The organism is Vibrio sp. CUB2, from assembly GCF_001557945.1.
Taxonomy (GTDB): Bacteria; Pseudomonadota; Gammaproteobacteria; order Enterobacterales; family Vibrionaceae; genus Vibrio; species Vibrio owensii.
In genome coordinates this window covers 36,290-50,954 of the sequence record NZ_LNRB01000020.1, presented here as the reverse complement: position 1 = coordinate 50,954, position 14,665 = coordinate 36,290, and the positions used below count along the sequence as shown (strand labels likewise).

16 protein-coding genes are annotated in these 14,665 nt (G+C 46.5%); 15 read left to right on the top strand and 1 reads right to left on the bottom strand.

The genetic code is table 11. The features are described 5' to 3' along the window. The first annotated feature begins 18 nt into the window (after positions 1–18). The 14 genes from mnmG (at position 19) to glmU (ending at position 12,885) form a co-directional block, all read left to right on the top strand. Entirely contained in the window at positions 19–1,914 is a 1,896-nt protein-coding gene (mnmG, locus tag ATB78_RS23805) for a tRNA uridine-5-carboxymethylaminomethyl(34) synthesis enzyme MnmG (protein ID WP_061010818.1), read from the top strand. Next, positions 1,914–2,549 (top strand): 16S rRNA (guanine(527)-N(7))-methyltransferase RsmG, encoded by a 636-nt coding sequence (gene rsmG / locus ATB78_RS23800; protein WP_061010817.1) that lies wholly within the window; start codon positions 1,914–1,916, stop codon positions 2,547–2,549. Before mnmG ends, rsmG begins: the two co-directional genes overlap by 1 nt. Positions 2,550–2,559: 10 nt before the next feature. Continuing rightward, a complete protein-coding gene (locus tag ATB78_RS23795) occupies positions 2,560–3,333 on the top strand; it encodes a ParA family protein (RefSeq protein WP_005440815.1) in 774 nt (257 codons plus the stop codon). 25 nt (positions 3,334–3,358) lie between these two features. Further along, positions 3,359–4,240, top strand: coding sequence for a ParB/RepB/Spo0J family partition protein (locus ATB78_RS23790; RefSeq protein WP_005440814.1), 882 nt, complete (start codon positions 3,359–3,361; stop codon positions 4,238–4,240). 189 nt (positions 4,241–4,429) lie between these two features. Then, entirely contained in the window at positions 4,430–4,819 is a 390-nt protein-coding gene (locus tag ATB78_RS23785; RefSeq protein ID WP_005440813.1) for a F0F1 ATP synthase subunit I, read from the top strand. Between the two features lie 8 nt (positions 4,820–4,827). Next, complete coding sequence (gene atpB, locus ATB78_RS23780; RefSeq protein WP_020195196.1) at positions 4,828–5,640, top strand: F0F1 ATP synthase subunit A; 813 nt, start codon at positions 4,828–4,830, stop codon at positions 5,638–5,640. A gap of 55 nt (positions 5,641–5,695) precedes the next feature. Then, the gene (gene atpE, locus ATB78_RS23775) at positions 5,696–5,953 is read left to right on the top strand and encodes a F0F1 ATP synthase subunit C (RefSeq protein ID WP_005372317.1); all 258 of its coding nucleotides are present in this window, start codon (positions 5,696–5,698) and stop codon (positions 5,951–5,953) included. 56 nt (positions 5,954–6,009) lie between these two features. Then, on the top strand, positions 6,010–6,480 hold the full coding sequence (gene atpF, locus ATB78_RS23770; RefSeq protein ID WP_005451032.1) for a F0F1 ATP synthase subunit B: 471 nt from the start codon (positions 6,010–6,012) through the stop codon (positions 6,478–6,480). 14 nt (positions 6,481–6,494) lie between these two features. Further along, a complete protein-coding gene (atpH, locus tag ATB78_RS23765) occupies positions 6,495–7,028 on the top strand; it encodes a F0F1 ATP synthase subunit delta (protein ID WP_005440809.1) in 534 nt (177 codons plus the stop codon). Positions 7,029–7,041: 13 nt separating this feature from the next. Further along, a complete protein-coding gene (gene atpA / locus ATB78_RS23760; protein WP_009708033.1) occupies positions 7,042–8,583 on the top strand; it encodes a F0F1 ATP synthase subunit alpha in 1,542 nt (513 codons plus the stop codon). Between the two features lie 44 nt (positions 8,584–8,627). Then, positions 8,628–9,494 carry a F0F1 ATP synthase subunit gamma gene (atpG, locus tag ATB78_RS23755; RefSeq protein WP_005440806.1) on the top strand — a complete coding sequence of 289 codons (867 nt, stop codon included), beginning with the start codon at positions 8,628–8,630 and terminating at the stop codon, positions 9,492–9,494. Between the two features lie 35 nt (positions 9,495–9,529). After that, positions 9,530–10,933, top strand: coding sequence for a F0F1 ATP synthase subunit beta (gene atpD / locus ATB78_RS23750; RefSeq protein ID WP_061010816.1), 1,404 nt, complete (start codon positions 9,530–9,532; stop codon positions 10,931–10,933). Positions 10,934–10,951: 18 nt separating this feature from the next. Then, positions 10,952–11,374, top strand: a complete 423-nt coding sequence (locus ATB78_RS23745; protein ID WP_005429758.1) for a F0F1 ATP synthase subunit epsilon — start codon at positions 10,952–10,954, stop codon at positions 11,372–11,374. A 149-nt stretch (positions 11,375–11,523) separates the two neighbouring features. Beyond that, on the top strand, positions 11,524–12,885 hold the full coding sequence (gene glmU, locus ATB78_RS23740) for a bifunctional UDP-N-acetylglucosamine diphosphorylase/glucosamine-1-phosphate N-acetyltransferase GlmU (protein WP_061010815.1): 1,362 nt from the start codon (positions 11,524–11,526) through the stop codon (positions 12,883–12,885). Positions 12,886–12,972: 87 nt separating this feature from the next. Here glmU and ATB78_RS23735 read toward each other — a convergent pair whose 3' ends face one another. Continuing rightward, positions 12,973–13,713 (bottom strand): amino acid ABC transporter permease, encoded by a 741-nt coding sequence (locus ATB78_RS23735; RefSeq protein WP_061010813.1) that lies wholly within the window; start codon positions 13,711–13,713, stop codon positions 12,973–12,975. A 122-nt stretch (positions 13,714–13,835) separates the two neighbouring features. Between ATB78_RS23735 and ATB78_RS23730 the strand changes: the two genes are divergently transcribed. Continuing rightward, positions 13,836–14,612 carry a transporter substrate-binding domain-containing protein gene (locus ATB78_RS23730; RefSeq protein WP_061010811.1) on the top strand — a complete coding sequence of 259 codons (777 nt, stop codon included), beginning with the start codon at positions 13,836–13,838 and terminating at the stop codon, positions 14,610–14,612. The last annotated feature ends 53 nt before the right edge of the window (positions 14,613–14,665 follow it).

Here is a 14,665-nt window from a genome sequence, read left to right as displayed (position 1 = left end):
AATACCTGAGGTCAGTTCATGCTTTATCACGAAAACTTTGACGTCATTGTTGTCGGTGGCGGACACGCAGGAACGGAAGCCGCGCTCGCATCTGCACGCACAGGACAAAAAACACTCCTTCTTACCCATAACATCGATACATTAGGCCAGATGTCATGTAATCCGGCGATTGGTGGTATCGGTAAAGGTCACTTAGTAAAAGAAGTGGATGCTATGGGCGGTCTGATGGCAGAAGCCATTGACCATGCGGGTATTCAATTCCGAACGCTAAATGCCTCTAAAGGTCCAGCAGTTCGTGCAACTCGCGCGCAGGCTGACCGTGCATTGTACAAGGCGTACGTACGCAACGCGCTAGAAAACGCACCAAACCTAACTCTGTTCCAACAATCGGTTGATGATCTGATTGTGGACCAAGATCGTGTGGTTGGCGTTGTGACTCAAATGGGTCTGAAATTCCATGCAAAAGCTGTGGTTTTAACCGTAGGTACTTTCCTTGGCGGTAAGATCCACATTGGTATGGAAAGCTCTTCAGGTGGTCGCGCTGGGGATCCACCATCGATCGCATTGGCGGATCGATTACGTGAACTCCCATTCCGTGTGGATCGTCTGAAAACGGGTACACCACCACGTATCGATGCGCGCAGTGTCGATTTCTCTGTGTTAGAAGCACAGCACGGTGACAACCCAACACCAGTATTCTCATTCATGGGTAAACGTGAGCATCAGCCGCGCCAAATCCCATGTTTTATTACTCACACCAATGAGCAAACTCATGATGTGATCCGCAATAACCTTGATCGCAGCCCAATGTACGCCGGCGTGATCGAAGGTATTGGTCCGCGCTACTGTCCGTCTATCGAAGACAAAGTGATGCGTTTTGCGGATAAAAACAGTCACCAAATCTTCATTGAGCCAGAAGGCCTAACCACGCACGAGTTATACCCGAATGGTATTTCCACCAGCTTGCCGTTTGACGTGCAAGTACAAATCGTTCGTTCAATGAAAGGTTTTGAAAACGCACACATCGTTCGCCCAGGTTACGCGATTGAGTACGATTTCTTCGACCCACGTGATTTGAAGCAAACTTACGAGACCAAGTTCATCAGCGGTCTGTTCTTTGCGGGTCAAATCAACGGTACAACTGGCTACGAAGAAGCCGCTGCACAAGGTTTGATGGCTGGCTTGAACGCTAGTTTGCACAGTCAAGGCAAAGAAGGCTGGAGCCCACGCCGTGACCAAGCTTACATGGGTGTATTGATTGACGACTTGTCGACTATGGGTACCAAAGAACCGTACCGCATGTTCACATCTCGTGCGGAGTACCGTCTGTTGCTGCGTGAAGATAACGCCGATCTACGTTTGACGGAAAAAGCGCGTGAACTTGGTTTGATTGATGATGCTCGTTGGGCACGTTTCAACGAAAAAATCGATAACATGGAAACCGAGCGTCAACGCCTGAAATCGACGTGGATGAACCCGAATTCTGTGGGTATTGATGAGCTGAACAAGCTATTGAAAACACCAATGGCACGTGAAGCAAGCGGTGAAGATCTTCTTCGTCGTCCAGAGATCTCATACTCACAATTGACGCAACTGGATGCTTTTGCTCCTGCTCTAGAAGATCAACAAGCGTCAGAGCAAGTTGAAATTCAAGTCAAGTACGATGGTTACATCAAGCGCCAGCAAGAAGAGATCGAAAAATCACTGCGCCATGAGCACACTAAGCTCCCTGCGGACTTGGATTACAAAGACGTGAAAGGTCTATCCAACGAAGTAGTCGCTAAGCTGACAGAAGCGAAACCAGAAAGCATCGGTATTGCATCACGTATTTCTGGTATCACGCCGGCTGCGATTTCGATTCTGCTTGTTCACCTGAAGAAGCACGGCTTGCTGAAAAAAGGTGAGGAAGAGTAATGAGCGCTTTACGCACAAGATTGGATGACCTGATCGCTCAAACTGATTTGGAAGTGTCTGATAAACAACGCGAGCAGTTAGTCGGCTACGTCGAACTGCTCGACAAGTGGAACAAAGCATACAACCTGACGTCGGTTCGTGACCCACTTGAGATGCTAGTGAAACATATCCTTGATAGCATCGTCGTTAGCACTCACTTACCAGGTGAGCGTTTTATCGATGTTGGCACAGGACCTGGTTTGCCAGGTATTCCATTGGCAATCATGAATCCAGAGAAGACCTTCTTCTTGCTCGATAGCCTTGGCAAACGCATCCGCTTTATCAAGCAAGTTGTGCACACGCTAGGGCTGAAAAATGTGACGGCAATTCAAAGTCGCGTCGAAGAATTCCAGCCAGAAGAAAAATTTGATGGCGTTTTGAGTCGAGCTTTTGCTTCAATGACGGACATGGTGGAATGGTGTCATCATCTGCCTAAACAAGATTCTGGGGTGTTCTTGGCTTTGAAAGGTCTTCACCCTAAAGATGAAATAGATCTGCTTCCTGAATGGTGTAGTGTGACGGAGATCATATCTTTAGCTGTTCCTGAGTTGGAAGGTGATCGTCATCTAGTAATCTTATCGCGCAAGGAAAATTAGCGAGGTAATCGTGGGTAAAATTGTAGCAATCGCCAACCAGAAAGGTGGGGTCGGCAAAACAACAACGTGCATTAACTTAGCAGCTTCGATGGCGGCAACAAAGCGCAAGGTTTTGGTGATCGATCTCGACCCTCAAGGCAATGCTACGATGGCCAGTGGCGTTGACAAGTACATGGTTGACGCGACGGCGTATGATCTTCTGGTTGAAGATACCCCGTTTGATCAAGTGGTTTGTACTGAAACCACAGGGAAATACGATCTGATTGCAGCGAACGGCGACGTCACCGCTGCAGAAATCAAATTGATGGAAGTATTCGCGCGCGAGGTGCGTCTGAAAAACGCCCTTGCGTCAGTTCGCGATAACTATGATTTCATCTTTATTGATTGTCCTCCTTCTCTAAACCTTCTTACAATCAATGCTATGGCCGCAGCCGACTCTGTGCTGGTGCCGATGCAATGTGAATACTTTGCGTTAGAAGGTTTAACTGCTCTTATGGATACAATCAGCAAGTTAGCGGCCGTGGTCAATGAAAACCTCAAAATCGAAGGTTTACTGCGTACCATGTACGATCCACGTAACCGCCTGTCTAATGAAGTATCCGATCAACTTAAAAAACACTTTGGTAGTAAAGTTTACCGTACTGTGATCCCACGTAATGTGCGTTTGGCCGAAGCGCCGAGCCACGGTAAACCTGCAATGTACTATGACAAGTACTCCGCAGGCGCCAAAGCGTATCTTGCTCTAGCGGGCGAAATGCTCCGCCGCGAAGAAATCCCAGTTTAACTCTCTAACCTAAGGAATTCCTCCTATGTCTAAGCGTGGTCTAGGAAAAGGACTGGATGCGTTGTTGTCGACCAGTTCGTTGGCTCGTGAAAAACAGCACATTGCATCGCACAGCCAAGCATTGTCGGCAGACGGTGAACTGACTGATTTGGCGATTGGCCAATTGCAGCCTGGTGTTTACCAACCGCGTAAAGATATGGCGCCAGAAGCGCTAGAAGAACTCGCAGCTTCAATTCAATCGCAAGGCATCATTCAGCCGATCGTGGTTCGCCAAGTGGCAAGTGGCCAGTTTGAAATCATCGCTGGTGAACGCCGTTGGCGCGCAGCAAAGCAAGCCGGTCTAAAACGTGTACCTTGTTTGGTGAAAAAGGTCGAAGACCGCGCTGCAATTGCTATGGCGCTTATCGAGAACATTCAACGTGAAGATTTGAATGTGATTGAAGAAGCTCAAGCGCTTGAGCGTCTACAGGATGAATTCACGCTAACGCATCAGCAAGTGGCCGATGTGATTGGCAAATCAAGAACCACTGTTAGTAACCTATTACGTCTAAATCAGTTAGAAATTGATGTAAAAGGTCTGGTTGCAGACAAAAAATTAGAAATGGGTCATGCTCGAGCTCTGTTAGCCTTGGAAGGCGAGCAGCAGGTTGAAGTGGCTCAACAAGTGGCTAAGAAGCAAATGACCGTTCGCCAAACCGAACAGTTAGTAAAAAAGTGCTTAGCCCCACAAAATGAGCAAAAAGCTCAACAAGAAGATACCGAAGCGGAGCAAATGTCGCATAAATTGAGTCAACTGCTTGATGCTAAGGTTTCTTTGGTCCGTTCTGCAAACGGCAAAGCGAAAGTGACGATAAGTCTTGATGAGCCTCACAAATTGGATCAACTGATTGCCAAGCTAGAGGCCTAAATGAGATAATTGATTTAGGTCAATTAATTAAAATAATCGAATTTTGTGTGAAAGTTGTCGGATTGTAAACAAAACTGTAAGTTTTTGATGCAATATAATTGCATTCAATTGTTCGCACCGTATAATTTTCGCCAATTTCCCTGCACAGAGAGTTTAGTGCAAAGTGGATATTACTAGAGGTACGAATACATGGTAGCTGCGTTAGCTAGACCAGGACGAGAGCTCGCAAAGCAATTGTTAATGATCCAGTCTGGCGCGGTTATTTTTGTGGCTGCAGGAATGGCGATAGCCGTGAATCCTGAATGGGGAATTTCAGCGCTGGTAGGTGGAGGCATCTTTGTTGTTGCCAATGCTGTCTTTGCGCTATGTGCTTTTATGTTTAGTGGGGCTCGTGCTGCCAAACGCATCGCGGCGTCTTTCTACACAGGTGAAGTACTGAAAATCCTCATCACGGTTGTGTTGTTCTACGTAGCCTACATGTATATGCAGGTGGAACTTGTTCCCCTCAAACTAACCTATTTGCTGGTACTAGGTATTAATATCTGTGCACCAGTGCTATTCATTAACAACAAAAAATAGGATGAGTTATGGCTGCGCCAGGTGAAGCGCTAACATCGTCCGGTTACATTGCCCACCACTTATCAAACCTTTCTTTAGCTAAGTTAGGCTTGGTAGCGGATGAAGCAAGTTTCTGGAACGTACATATCGATAGCCTGTTTTTTTCTTGGTTTACTGGTTTAATCTTCCTCGGAATTTTTTACAAAGTAGCGAAGGGAACAACAGCGGGTGTACCGGGTAAGCTTCAGTGTGCTGTAGAAATGATCGTTGAATTTGTCGCGGAAAACGTCAAAGACACGTTCCATGGACGCAACCCACTGATCGCGCCTTTAGCACTGACTATCTTTTGTTGGGTATTCTTGATGAACGTGATGGACTTAGTCCCGATCGACTTCTTACCGTACCCAGCAGAGCATTGGCTAGGTATCCCTTATCTTAAGGTTGTACCGTCTGCTGATGTGAATATCACCATGGCTATGGCTCTAGGCGTTTTCGCATTGATGATTTACTACAGCATCAAAGTGAAAGGTCTAGGTGGATTCGCAAAAGAACTTGCACTACATCCATTCAATCACCCACTAATGATTCCGTTTAACCTACTGATCGAAGTGGTATCGCTACTAGCGAAGCCTCTTTCTCTTGGTATGCGTCTATTCGGTAACATGTTCGCGGGTGAGGTTGTATTCATTCTTTGTGCGGCAATGCTACCATGGTACTTACAATGGATGGGTTCACTACCGTGGGCAATCTTCCATATCTTGGTTATTACGATTCAAGCCTTCGTATTCATGATGTTGACAATTGTTTACCTGTCAATGGCACACGAAGACGCTGATCATTAATTTTTTAAGCTTTTTATTTGGGCACTAAGCCAACAACTATAAATTGGAGATAGTAATGGAAACTTTACTGAGCTTTTCTGCAATCGCCGTAGGTATTATCGTCGGTCTTGCTTCTCTTGGTACAGCGATTGGTTTCGCACTACTAGGTGGTAAATTCCTAGAAGGTGCAGCACGTCAACCAGAAATGGCTCCTATGCTACAAGTTAAGATGTTCATCATCGCAGGTCTACTTGATGCGGTTCCAATGATCGGTATCGTAATCGCGCTACTATTCACTTTCGCAAACCCATTTGTGGGTCAACTAGCAGGCTAATTAACAACTCTGTTAATTGTATTTTTGTAGTTGATTCTTAAAAGGGAGTAGCTGTTGTGAATATAAACGCAACTCTGCTAGGTCAAGCAATCTCGTTCGCACTATTTGTGTGGTTCTGCATGAAGTATGTATGGCCACCGTTGATGCAAGCGATCGAAGAACGTCAGAAGAAAATTGCTGACGGTCTTCAAGCAGCAGAACGTGCTGCAAAAGACTTGGATCTAGCACAAGCCAACGCTTCTGATCAGATGAAAGAAGCGAAGCGCACAGCAACTGAGATCATCGACCAAGCGAACAAGCGTAAGTCTCAAATTATTGATGAAGCTCGCGAGGAAGCTCAGGCAGAACGCCAGAAAATCCTAGCGCAAGCGGAAGCAGAACTTGAAGCTGAACGTAATCGTGCACGCGATGAGCTGCGCAAACAAGTTGCTACTCTGGCTGTAGCTGGTGCCGAGAAAATCCTTGAGCGTACTATCGATAAAGACGCTCAGAAAGATATTCTCGACAACATTACTGCAAAACTTTAAGTCTGGGGGCGCATATGTCTGATATGACTACAATCGCACGCCCCTATGCTAAAGCAGCTTTTGACTTTGCTGTAGACAAAGACCAATTGGACCAATGGGGCCAAATGTTGTCTTTCGCTACTGAAGTTGCCAAAAACGAACAAATGAATGAACTTCTAACGGGTTCTGTCTCTGCTGACAAATTGGCGGAGATTTTTGTTGCAGTTTGTGGTGAACAAGTTGATGCACACGGTCAAAACCTGATTAAGGTTATGGCTGAGAATGGTCGTCTAACGGCCCTTCCAGATGTTTGTGAGCAATTCTTCTTATTGAAGAAAGAACATGAGAAAGAAATCGATGTTGAAGTCATTTCAGCAAGCGAACTTTCTGATGAACAGCTAGCAAACATTGGCAGCAAACTTGAAGTGCGTCTTGAACGCAAAGTGAAGCTGAATTGCAGCGTAGATGAGACCCTACTTGGTGGGGTTATTATTCGAGCCGGAGACCTAGTCATCGATGACTCAGCGCGAGGTCGTTTGAACCGCCTGAGCGATGCATTGCAGTCTTAATGGGGATTGGAGCATGCAACTTAATTCCACGGAAATTAGCGATCTAATCAAACAGCGTATCGAATCTTTCGACGTTGTTAGTGAAGCTCGCAACGAGGGTACTATCGTATCGGTAAGCGATGGTATCATCCGCATCCACGGCCTAGCGGACGTGATGCAAGGTGAAATGATTGAATTACCGGGTGGCCGTTATGCACTAGCACTTAACCTTGAGCGTGACTCGGTTGGTGCGGTAGTAATGGGCCCATATGCTGACCTTAAGGAAGGCATGAAAGTTACAGGTACTGGCCGCATTCTTGAAGTGCCAGTTGGTCCAGAACTTCTAGGTCGCGTAGTGAACACACTAGGTGAGCCTATCGATGGTAAAGGTCCAATCGAAGCTAAATTGACTTCGCCTGTAGAAGTAATCGCACCAGGTGTAATCGACCGTAAATCGGTAGACCAACCTGTACAAACTGGCTACAAATCAGTTGACTCAATGATCCCAATCGGTCGTGGTCAGCGTGAGCTTGTAATCGGTGACCGTCAGACTGGTAAAACAGCAATGGCGATCGACGCGATTATCAACCAGAAAGACTCTGGTATTTTCTCAATCTACGTAGCAATCGGTCAGAAAGCATCGACTATCGCTAACGTAGTTCGCAAACTAGAAGAGCATGGCGCGCTAGCTAACACTATCGTTGTTGTTGCATCTGCTTCTGAATCTGCAGCGCTACAATACCTAGCGCCATACGCAGGTTGTGCGATGGGTGAATACTTCCGCGATCGCGGTGAAGACGCACTGATTGTTTACGATGATCTATCTAAGCAAGCGGTAGCTTACCGTCAGATCTCTCTACTACTAAAACGTCCACCAGGCCGTGAGGCATTCCCAGGTGACGTATTCTACCTACACTCGCGTCTACTAGAGCGTGCAGCTCGTGTAAACGAAGAGTACGTAGAGCGTTTCACTAACGGTGAAGTGAAAGGTAAGACTGGTTCTCTAACTGCTCTTCCTATCATCGAAACTCAAGCAGGTGACGTTTCAGCATTCGTACCGACTAACGTAATCTCGATTACCGATGGTCAGATCTTCCTACAAACTGAGCTATTCAACGCGGGCGTACGTCCAGCGGTTGACCCTGGTATCTCAGTATCTCGTGTAGGTGGTTCAGCTCAGACGAAAATCATCAAGAAGCTATCTGGCGGTATCCGTACAGCACTAGCTCAGTACCGTGAACTAGCGGCATTCGCACAGTTCTCGTCTGACCTTGATGAAGCGACGAAGAAACAGCTAGACCATGGTCAAAAAGTTACAGAACTAATGAAGCAGAAGCAGTACGCTCCAATGTCTGTATTTGACCAAGCACTAGTAATCTTCGCGGCAGAGCGCGGCTATTTAGCAGATGTTGAACTAAGCAAACTGCTAGATTTCGAAGCGTCTCTACTATCGTACGCTCGCGGTCAATACGCTGAATTCGCAGCTGAGATCGACAAGACGGGTGCATACAACGATGAAGTTGAAGCTCAGTTGAAGAAACTGACTGACGACTTCGTAGCAACCCAAACTTGGTAATTAGGTCGGTGGCAGTTTCTGCCACCAACTAACGGAGAGTAACGATGGCCGGCGCAAAAGAGATACGTAATAAAATCGGTAGTGTTAAAAGCACTCAGAAAATTACGAAAGCGATGGAAATGGTAGCAGCTTCAAAAATGCGTCGTTCTCAAGACGCAATGGAAGCTTCTCGTCCATACGCTGAAACAATGCGTAAAGTGATCGGTCATGTGGCTAATGCAAATCTAGAGTACCGTCATCCGTACCTAGAAGAGCGTGAAGCTAAACGTGTTGGTTACATCATCGTTTCGACAGACCGTGGTCTGTGTGGTGGTTTGAACATTAACGTGTTCAAAAAAGCCGTTACAGACATGCAATCATGGAAAGAGAAAGGTGCTGAAGTTGAACTGGCTGTAATTGGTTCAAAAGCAACAGCTTTCTTTAAACATGGTGGCGCAAAAGTTGCGGCACAGGTTTCTGGTCTGGGTGATAGCCCAAGCCTAGAAGACCTAATCGGTTCTGTTGGCGTAATGCTTAAGAAATACGATGAAGGTGAACTGGATCGTCTATATGTGGTGTTCAACAAGTTTGTGAACACTATGATTCAGCAACCAACGATCGATCAATTGCTACCTTTGCCTAAATCGGACAGCGAAGAGATGCAGCGTGAGCACTCATGGGACTACATCTATGAGCCTGAGCCAAAACCTCTATTAGACACACTTCTAGTGCGTTACGTAGAGTCTCAGGTATACCAAGGTGTGGTTGAGAACCTTGCTTGTGAGCAAGCGGCTCGAATGATTGCGATGAAGGCTGCAACGGATAACGCAACCAACTTGATTGAAGATTTAGAACTTGTGTACAACAAAGCCCGTCAGGCTGCGATCACACAAGAACTATCGGAAATCGTTGGTGGTGCATCTGCGGTTTAAGCTTAGGTAAAACGAAATAGTTTAGAGGATTAACGATGGCTACAGGTAAGATCGTACAGATCATCGGTGCGGTAGTCGACGTAGAGTTCCCACAGAGCGAAGTACCAAGTGTATATGACGCTCTAAACGTTACAGAATCTAAAGAGCGTCTAGTTCTTGAGGTTCAACAACAGCTAGGCGGTGGCGTAGTTCGTTGTATCGTAATGGGTAGCTCTGATGGTTTACGTCGTGGCGTTGAAGTGGTTAACACTGGCGCTCCAATTTCAGTACCAGTAGGTACTAAAACTCTAGGTCGTATCATGAACGTCCTAGGTGACGCGATTGATGAGCGTGGTGAGATCGGTGCAGAAGAGGTTTACTCTATTCACCGTGAAGCACCAAGCTACGAAGAGCAATCAAACGAAACAGCACTTCTAGAAACTGGTGTTAAAGTAATCGACTTGGTTTGTCCATTCGCTAAGGGTGGTAAAATCGGTCTATTCGGTGGTGCAGGTGTAGGTAAGACCGTTAACATGATGGAACTTATCAACAACATCGCACTTCAACACTCAGGTCTATCAGTATTTGCTGGTGTTGGTGAACGTACTCGTGAAGGTAACGATTTCTACTTTGAGATGCAGGAAGCGGGCGTTGTAAACGTTGAGAATCCTGAAGAATCTAAAGTAGCGATGGTTTACGGTCAGATGAACGAGCCACCAGGCAACCGTCTACGTGTTGCACTGACTGGTCTAACAATGGCAGAACGTTTCCGTGACGAAGGTCGTGACGTACTTCTGTTCGTTGATAACATCTACCGTTACACGCTTGCAGGTACTGAGGTATCAGCACTTCTAGGTCGTATGCCTTCAGCGGTAGGTTACCAGCCAACTCTTGCAGAAGAGATGGGTGTACTACAGGAGCGTATCACGTCAACTCGTCAAGGTTCTATCACGTCTGTACAGGCGGTATACGTACCTGCGGATGACTTGACTGACCCGTCTCCAGCAACAACGTTCGCGCACTTGGATGCAACGGTTGTACTTAACCGTAACATCGCAGCTATGGGTCTATACCCAGCGATCGACCCACTAGATTCGACTTCTCGTCAGCTAGACCCACTAGTAGTTGGTCAAGATCACTACGACACAGCTCGTGGTGTTCAGCAGACTCTTCAGCGCTACAAAGAGCTGAAAGATATCATCGCGATTCTGGGTATGGACGAGCTATCTGAAGAAGATAAGCAAGTTGTATCTCGTGCACGTAAGATTGAGCGTTTCCTAACTCAGCCTTATCACGTAGCGGAAGTATTTACAGGTGACCCAGGCGTTTACGTACCTCTTAAAGAGACACTACGTGGCTTTAAAGGTCTACTAGCTGGTGAATACGATGACATTCCAGAGCAAGCGTTCATGTACTGCGGTACGATTGACGATGCTATCGAGAATGCGAAGAAGCTATAAGGCTAACTAGGAGGCGATATGGCACCAATAACCTTTCACCTAGACGTAGTAAGCGCTGAGAAACGTATTTTCTCTGGTCGTGTAGAAACGTTTCAGGTGACCGGTAGCGAAGGTGAGCTGGGTATTTTCCACGGCCACACTCCGCTGCTGTCCGCTATTAAGCCTGGTATGGTGCGTATTGTGAAACAGCACGGCCACGAAGAGTTCATTTATGTCTCTGGTGGTATGGTCGAAGTTCAGCCTGGTACTGCTACAGTACTGGCTGATACAGCGATTCGTGGTGAAGATCTAGACGCAGCGAAGGCAGAAGAAGCCAAGCGCCGCGCTGAGGAGCAAATCCAGAATCAGCACGGTGATATGGACTTCGCACAAGCGGCCAGTGAACTGGCTAAAGCCATTGCTCAGCTACGAGTTATCGAGCTGACCAAAAAGCGTCGCTAAGCTCAATTAGCAACGTTGCATGAAAAAAGGCGGCCATTTGGTCGCCTTTTTGATTAATTTTAGTTGGAAATTTACATCCCACCATTAACTATTCCTTTTTAGCTGTTTAAAATAACGCCCAATTAAAATAGAACGTCAATAGGTTATTAATGAAATTCAGTGCTGTGATTCTTGCTGCGGGTAAAGGTACCCGTATGTATTCGAACATGCCTAAAGTGCTACACACTTTGGCAGGGAAGCCGATGGCAAAACATGTTGTCGATACATGTACAGGTCTTGGCGCACAAAACATCCACCTAGTATATGGTCACGGTGGTGATCAAATGCAGCAAACGCTAGCAGAAGAGCCGGTTAACTGGGTACTGCAAGCGGAGCAACTAGGTACAGGTCACGCGGTTGATCAAGCGTCTCCAAAGTTTGAAGATGATGAAAAAGTATTGGTACTTTACGGTGATGTTCCACTGATTTCAGCTGAAACGATTGAAAACCTATTAGATGCACAGCCAACGGGCGGCATTGCACTGTTAACAGTGATGCTAGATAACCCAATGGGCTACGGTCGTATCATTCGTAAAAACGGTCCAGTAGTGGCGATCGTTGAGCAAAAAGATGCGACAGAAGAGCAGAAGCTCATCAAAGAATGTAATACTGGTGTGCTGGTGGCGACAGGTGGTGATCTGAAACGCTGGCTTGCTGGTCTAAACAACGAAAACGCACAAGGCGAATACTACTTAACAGATGTTATCGCGGCTGCGCACGATGAAGGTCGCGCGGTTGAGGCGGTGCACCCAGTAAACGCGATTGAAGTGGAAGGTGTTAACGACCGTGCGCAATTGGCTCGTCTTGAGCGTGCATTCCAATCAATGCAAGCACAGAAATTACTAGAGCAAGGCGTAATGCTGCGCGACCCAGCGCGTTTCGACCTACGTGGTGAACTGCAATGCGGTATGGATTGTGAAATCGATGCGAACGTAATCATCGAAGGTAAAGTATCACTGGGTGATAACGTTGTAATCGGCGCTGGTTGTGTACTGAAAGACTGTGAAATCGACGATAACACCATCGTTCGCCCATACAGCGTAATTGAAGGCGCAACAGTTGGTGAAGAATGTACAGTTGGTCCATTCACACGCCTACGCCCAGGCGCAGAGATGCGTAACGACTCTCACGTGGGTAACTTCGTTGAAGTGAAAAACGCGCGTATCGGTGAAGGTTCTAAAGCGAACCACCTAACTTACCTAGGTGATGCAGAAATCGGTCAACGTACTAACATCGGTGCTGGTACCATCACTTGTAACTACGACGGTGCGAACAAGTTTAAGACCATCATTGGTAACGACGTCTTCGTTGGTTCTGACAGCCAACTTATCGCGCCAGTGACAGTTGCGGATGGTGCAACCATTGGTGCTGGTACTACGTTAACCAAAGATGTCGCTGAAGGTGAGCTTGTGATCTCTCGTGCGAAAGAGCGCAAAATTACCGGTTGGCAGCGTCCAGTTAAGAAGAAGTAAGCTTAATTCGCTTACATAAAAAGAATAAAAACCAAAGCCGCTCTTGATGAGCGGCTTTGTTGTATCTGGTGCTGTGAAAGAGAGAGTTTAGTGACTTGGGATCGCTATGCGCTTCTCTAGCCAGCGCACCGCTTGAGAGACCAAAAGAATCAGCACCAAATATTCTAAGACGAGAAACGTATAGATCTCTAATGGTAAGTACTCATTTACGACCAACTCATTCGCTCGTCTCGTTAAGTCACTTAAACCTATCACGCTGACCAACGAACTCATCTTTAGGATATAAACGAATTGATTCCCCAGCGGCGGTAAGATTTGGCGAAATGCTTGGGGAAGAATCACTAAGCGCATTTTTTGCCAGTAGTTCAATCCGAGTGACTCCGCTGCTTCATGTTGTCCACGACTGATGGCTTGGATTCCCCCTCTAAATACTTCCGCCATGAAGGCACTCTCTGCAATGGTTAGCGCAATCACACCTGCCCAAAAGTGGTTCAGGGATACATCGAGTAGTGTCGGCATTCCGTAATACACCCACAACAACAATACCAAGACAGGAATGGAGCGAATCACTTCCACGTAAACTCGGTTGATCCATTTGAGAATTGGAGAGTCAGAAAGCGCGGGTAAAGCGATGCTCAATCCAATTGTCATCGCAAATAGCATGCTGAGCAGTGACACTTGGATTGTGTCATTAAAACCAGCGATCAGAAACTTGATGTTTGTTAGCCCTTGCTCAGTCGATGGATCAAGTACATACCAGCCCCATTGGTAGTCGGAGCAACCTGTGAGAAAAAGCAATGAAACGAGGCATAGATGTCGATAGTTCACATTTACTCCCTGAACTGACTAAAAAACTTCCTTTGTTGCTGCTATGTTATCAATGAAGCCGTACTAATGGTTAATAATTAAAGGGAATATCTCCTACCGTCATTCTTTTAAGGGAATAGAAAATGAAAAAAACGTTGCTTGCGTTGGGAATGTGTCTGCTTGCGATGACTCAAGTCGCTCATGCAGAAAGTCGTCTACAAGAGATCTTGGACAAAGGCGTGTTGCGTGTCGGGACAACAGGGGATTGGAACCCGATGACGATGAAAGATCCTGCGACCAATAGTTATCGTGGTTTTGATATCGATGTCACCACTGAGCTTGCTAAAGATCTGGGCGTTAAGGTGGAATTCGTTGCGACCGATTGGAAAACACTGGTTAACGGTATTACGGCCAACAAATACGATATTACTGGTAGCGCATCATTGAACATGTCACGGGCAAAAGTAGCAGGTTATAGCCAACCGTATTTCTATCTTGCGTTTGTGCCTGTGGTGCAAAAGAAAGACCTAGTGAAATTCTCTGATTGGGCAGACTTCGATAAGCCAGATGTGAAAGTAGCAGCGACGTTAGGAACGGTTCAAGAGAAGTTGGTCAAAGACTTCTTTCCATCAGCGCAGCATATTGTGATTGAAGCGCCAGCGCGTGACTTCCAAGAATTGCTAGCTCGCCGTGCCGACGTATCGGTTACATCAAACGTAGAAGCGGCCACGTTGGTGGAGAAGTTTAAACAGTTGGCGATTGTTCCAGTTAAAGAGCCGCGTAAACCAACTCCAATTGCGATGCTCTTGCCGCAAGATGACCAAGTATGGATTAACTACATCAACCACTGGGTTGAGCTTAAGAAGACTCAAGGTTTCTTTAAGCAAACGGCTGAAAAATGGGGTTTGAAGAGTATGTAAGCTCTTATTCATCGCTATCCTAGAAAAACAAAGAGCCGCATAGTGCGGCTCTT

Bases quoted from the DNA above. Each gene is read 5' to 3' on its own strand.
- mnmG (WP_061010818.1), top strand. From the start codon at position 19: ATGCTTTATCACGAAAACTTTGACGTCATTGTTGTCGGTGGCGGACAC.
- rsmG (WP_061010817.1), top strand. From the start codon at position 1,914: ATGAGCGCTTTACGCACAAGATTGGATGACCTGATCGCTCAAACTGAT.
- ATB78_RS23790 (WP_005440814.1), top strand. From the start codon at position 3,359: ATGTCTAAGCGTGGTCTAGGAAAAGGACTGGATGCGTTGTTGTCGACC.
- ATB78_RS23785 (WP_005440813.1), top strand. From the start codon at position 4,430: ATGGTAGCTGCGTTAGCTAGACCAGGACGAGAGCTCGCAAAGCAATTG.
- atpB (WP_020195196.1), top strand. From the start codon at position 4,828: ATGGCTGCGCCAGGTGAAGCGCTAACATCGTCCGGTTACATTGCCCAC.
- atpE (WP_005372317.1), top strand. From the start codon at position 5,696: ATGGAAACTTTACTGAGCTTTTCTGCAATCGCCGTAGGTATTATCGTC.
- atpH (WP_005440809.1), top strand. From the start codon at position 6,495: ATGTCTGATATGACTACAATCGCACGCCCCTATGCTAAAGCAGCTTTT.
- atpA (WP_009708033.1), top strand. From the start codon at position 7,042: ATGCAACTTAATTCCACGGAAATTAGCGATCTAATCAAACAGCGTATC.
- atpG (WP_005440806.1), top strand. From the start codon at position 8,628: ATGGCCGGCGCAAAAGAGATACGTAATAAAATCGGTAGTGTTAAAAGC.
- atpD (WP_061010816.1), top strand. From the start codon at position 9,530: ATGGCTACAGGTAAGATCGTACAGATCATCGGTGCGGTAGTCGACGTA.
- ATB78_RS23745 (WP_005429758.1), top strand. From the start codon at position 10,952: ATGGCACCAATAACCTTTCACCTAGACGTAGTAAGCGCTGAGAAACGT.
- glmU (WP_061010815.1), top strand. From the start codon at position 11,524: ATGAAATTCAGTGCTGTGATTCTTGCTGCGGGTAAAGGTACCCGTATG.
- ATB78_RS23730 (WP_061010811.1), top strand. From the start codon at position 13,836: ATGAAAAAAACGTTGCTTGCGTTGGGAATGTGTCTGCTTGCGATGACT.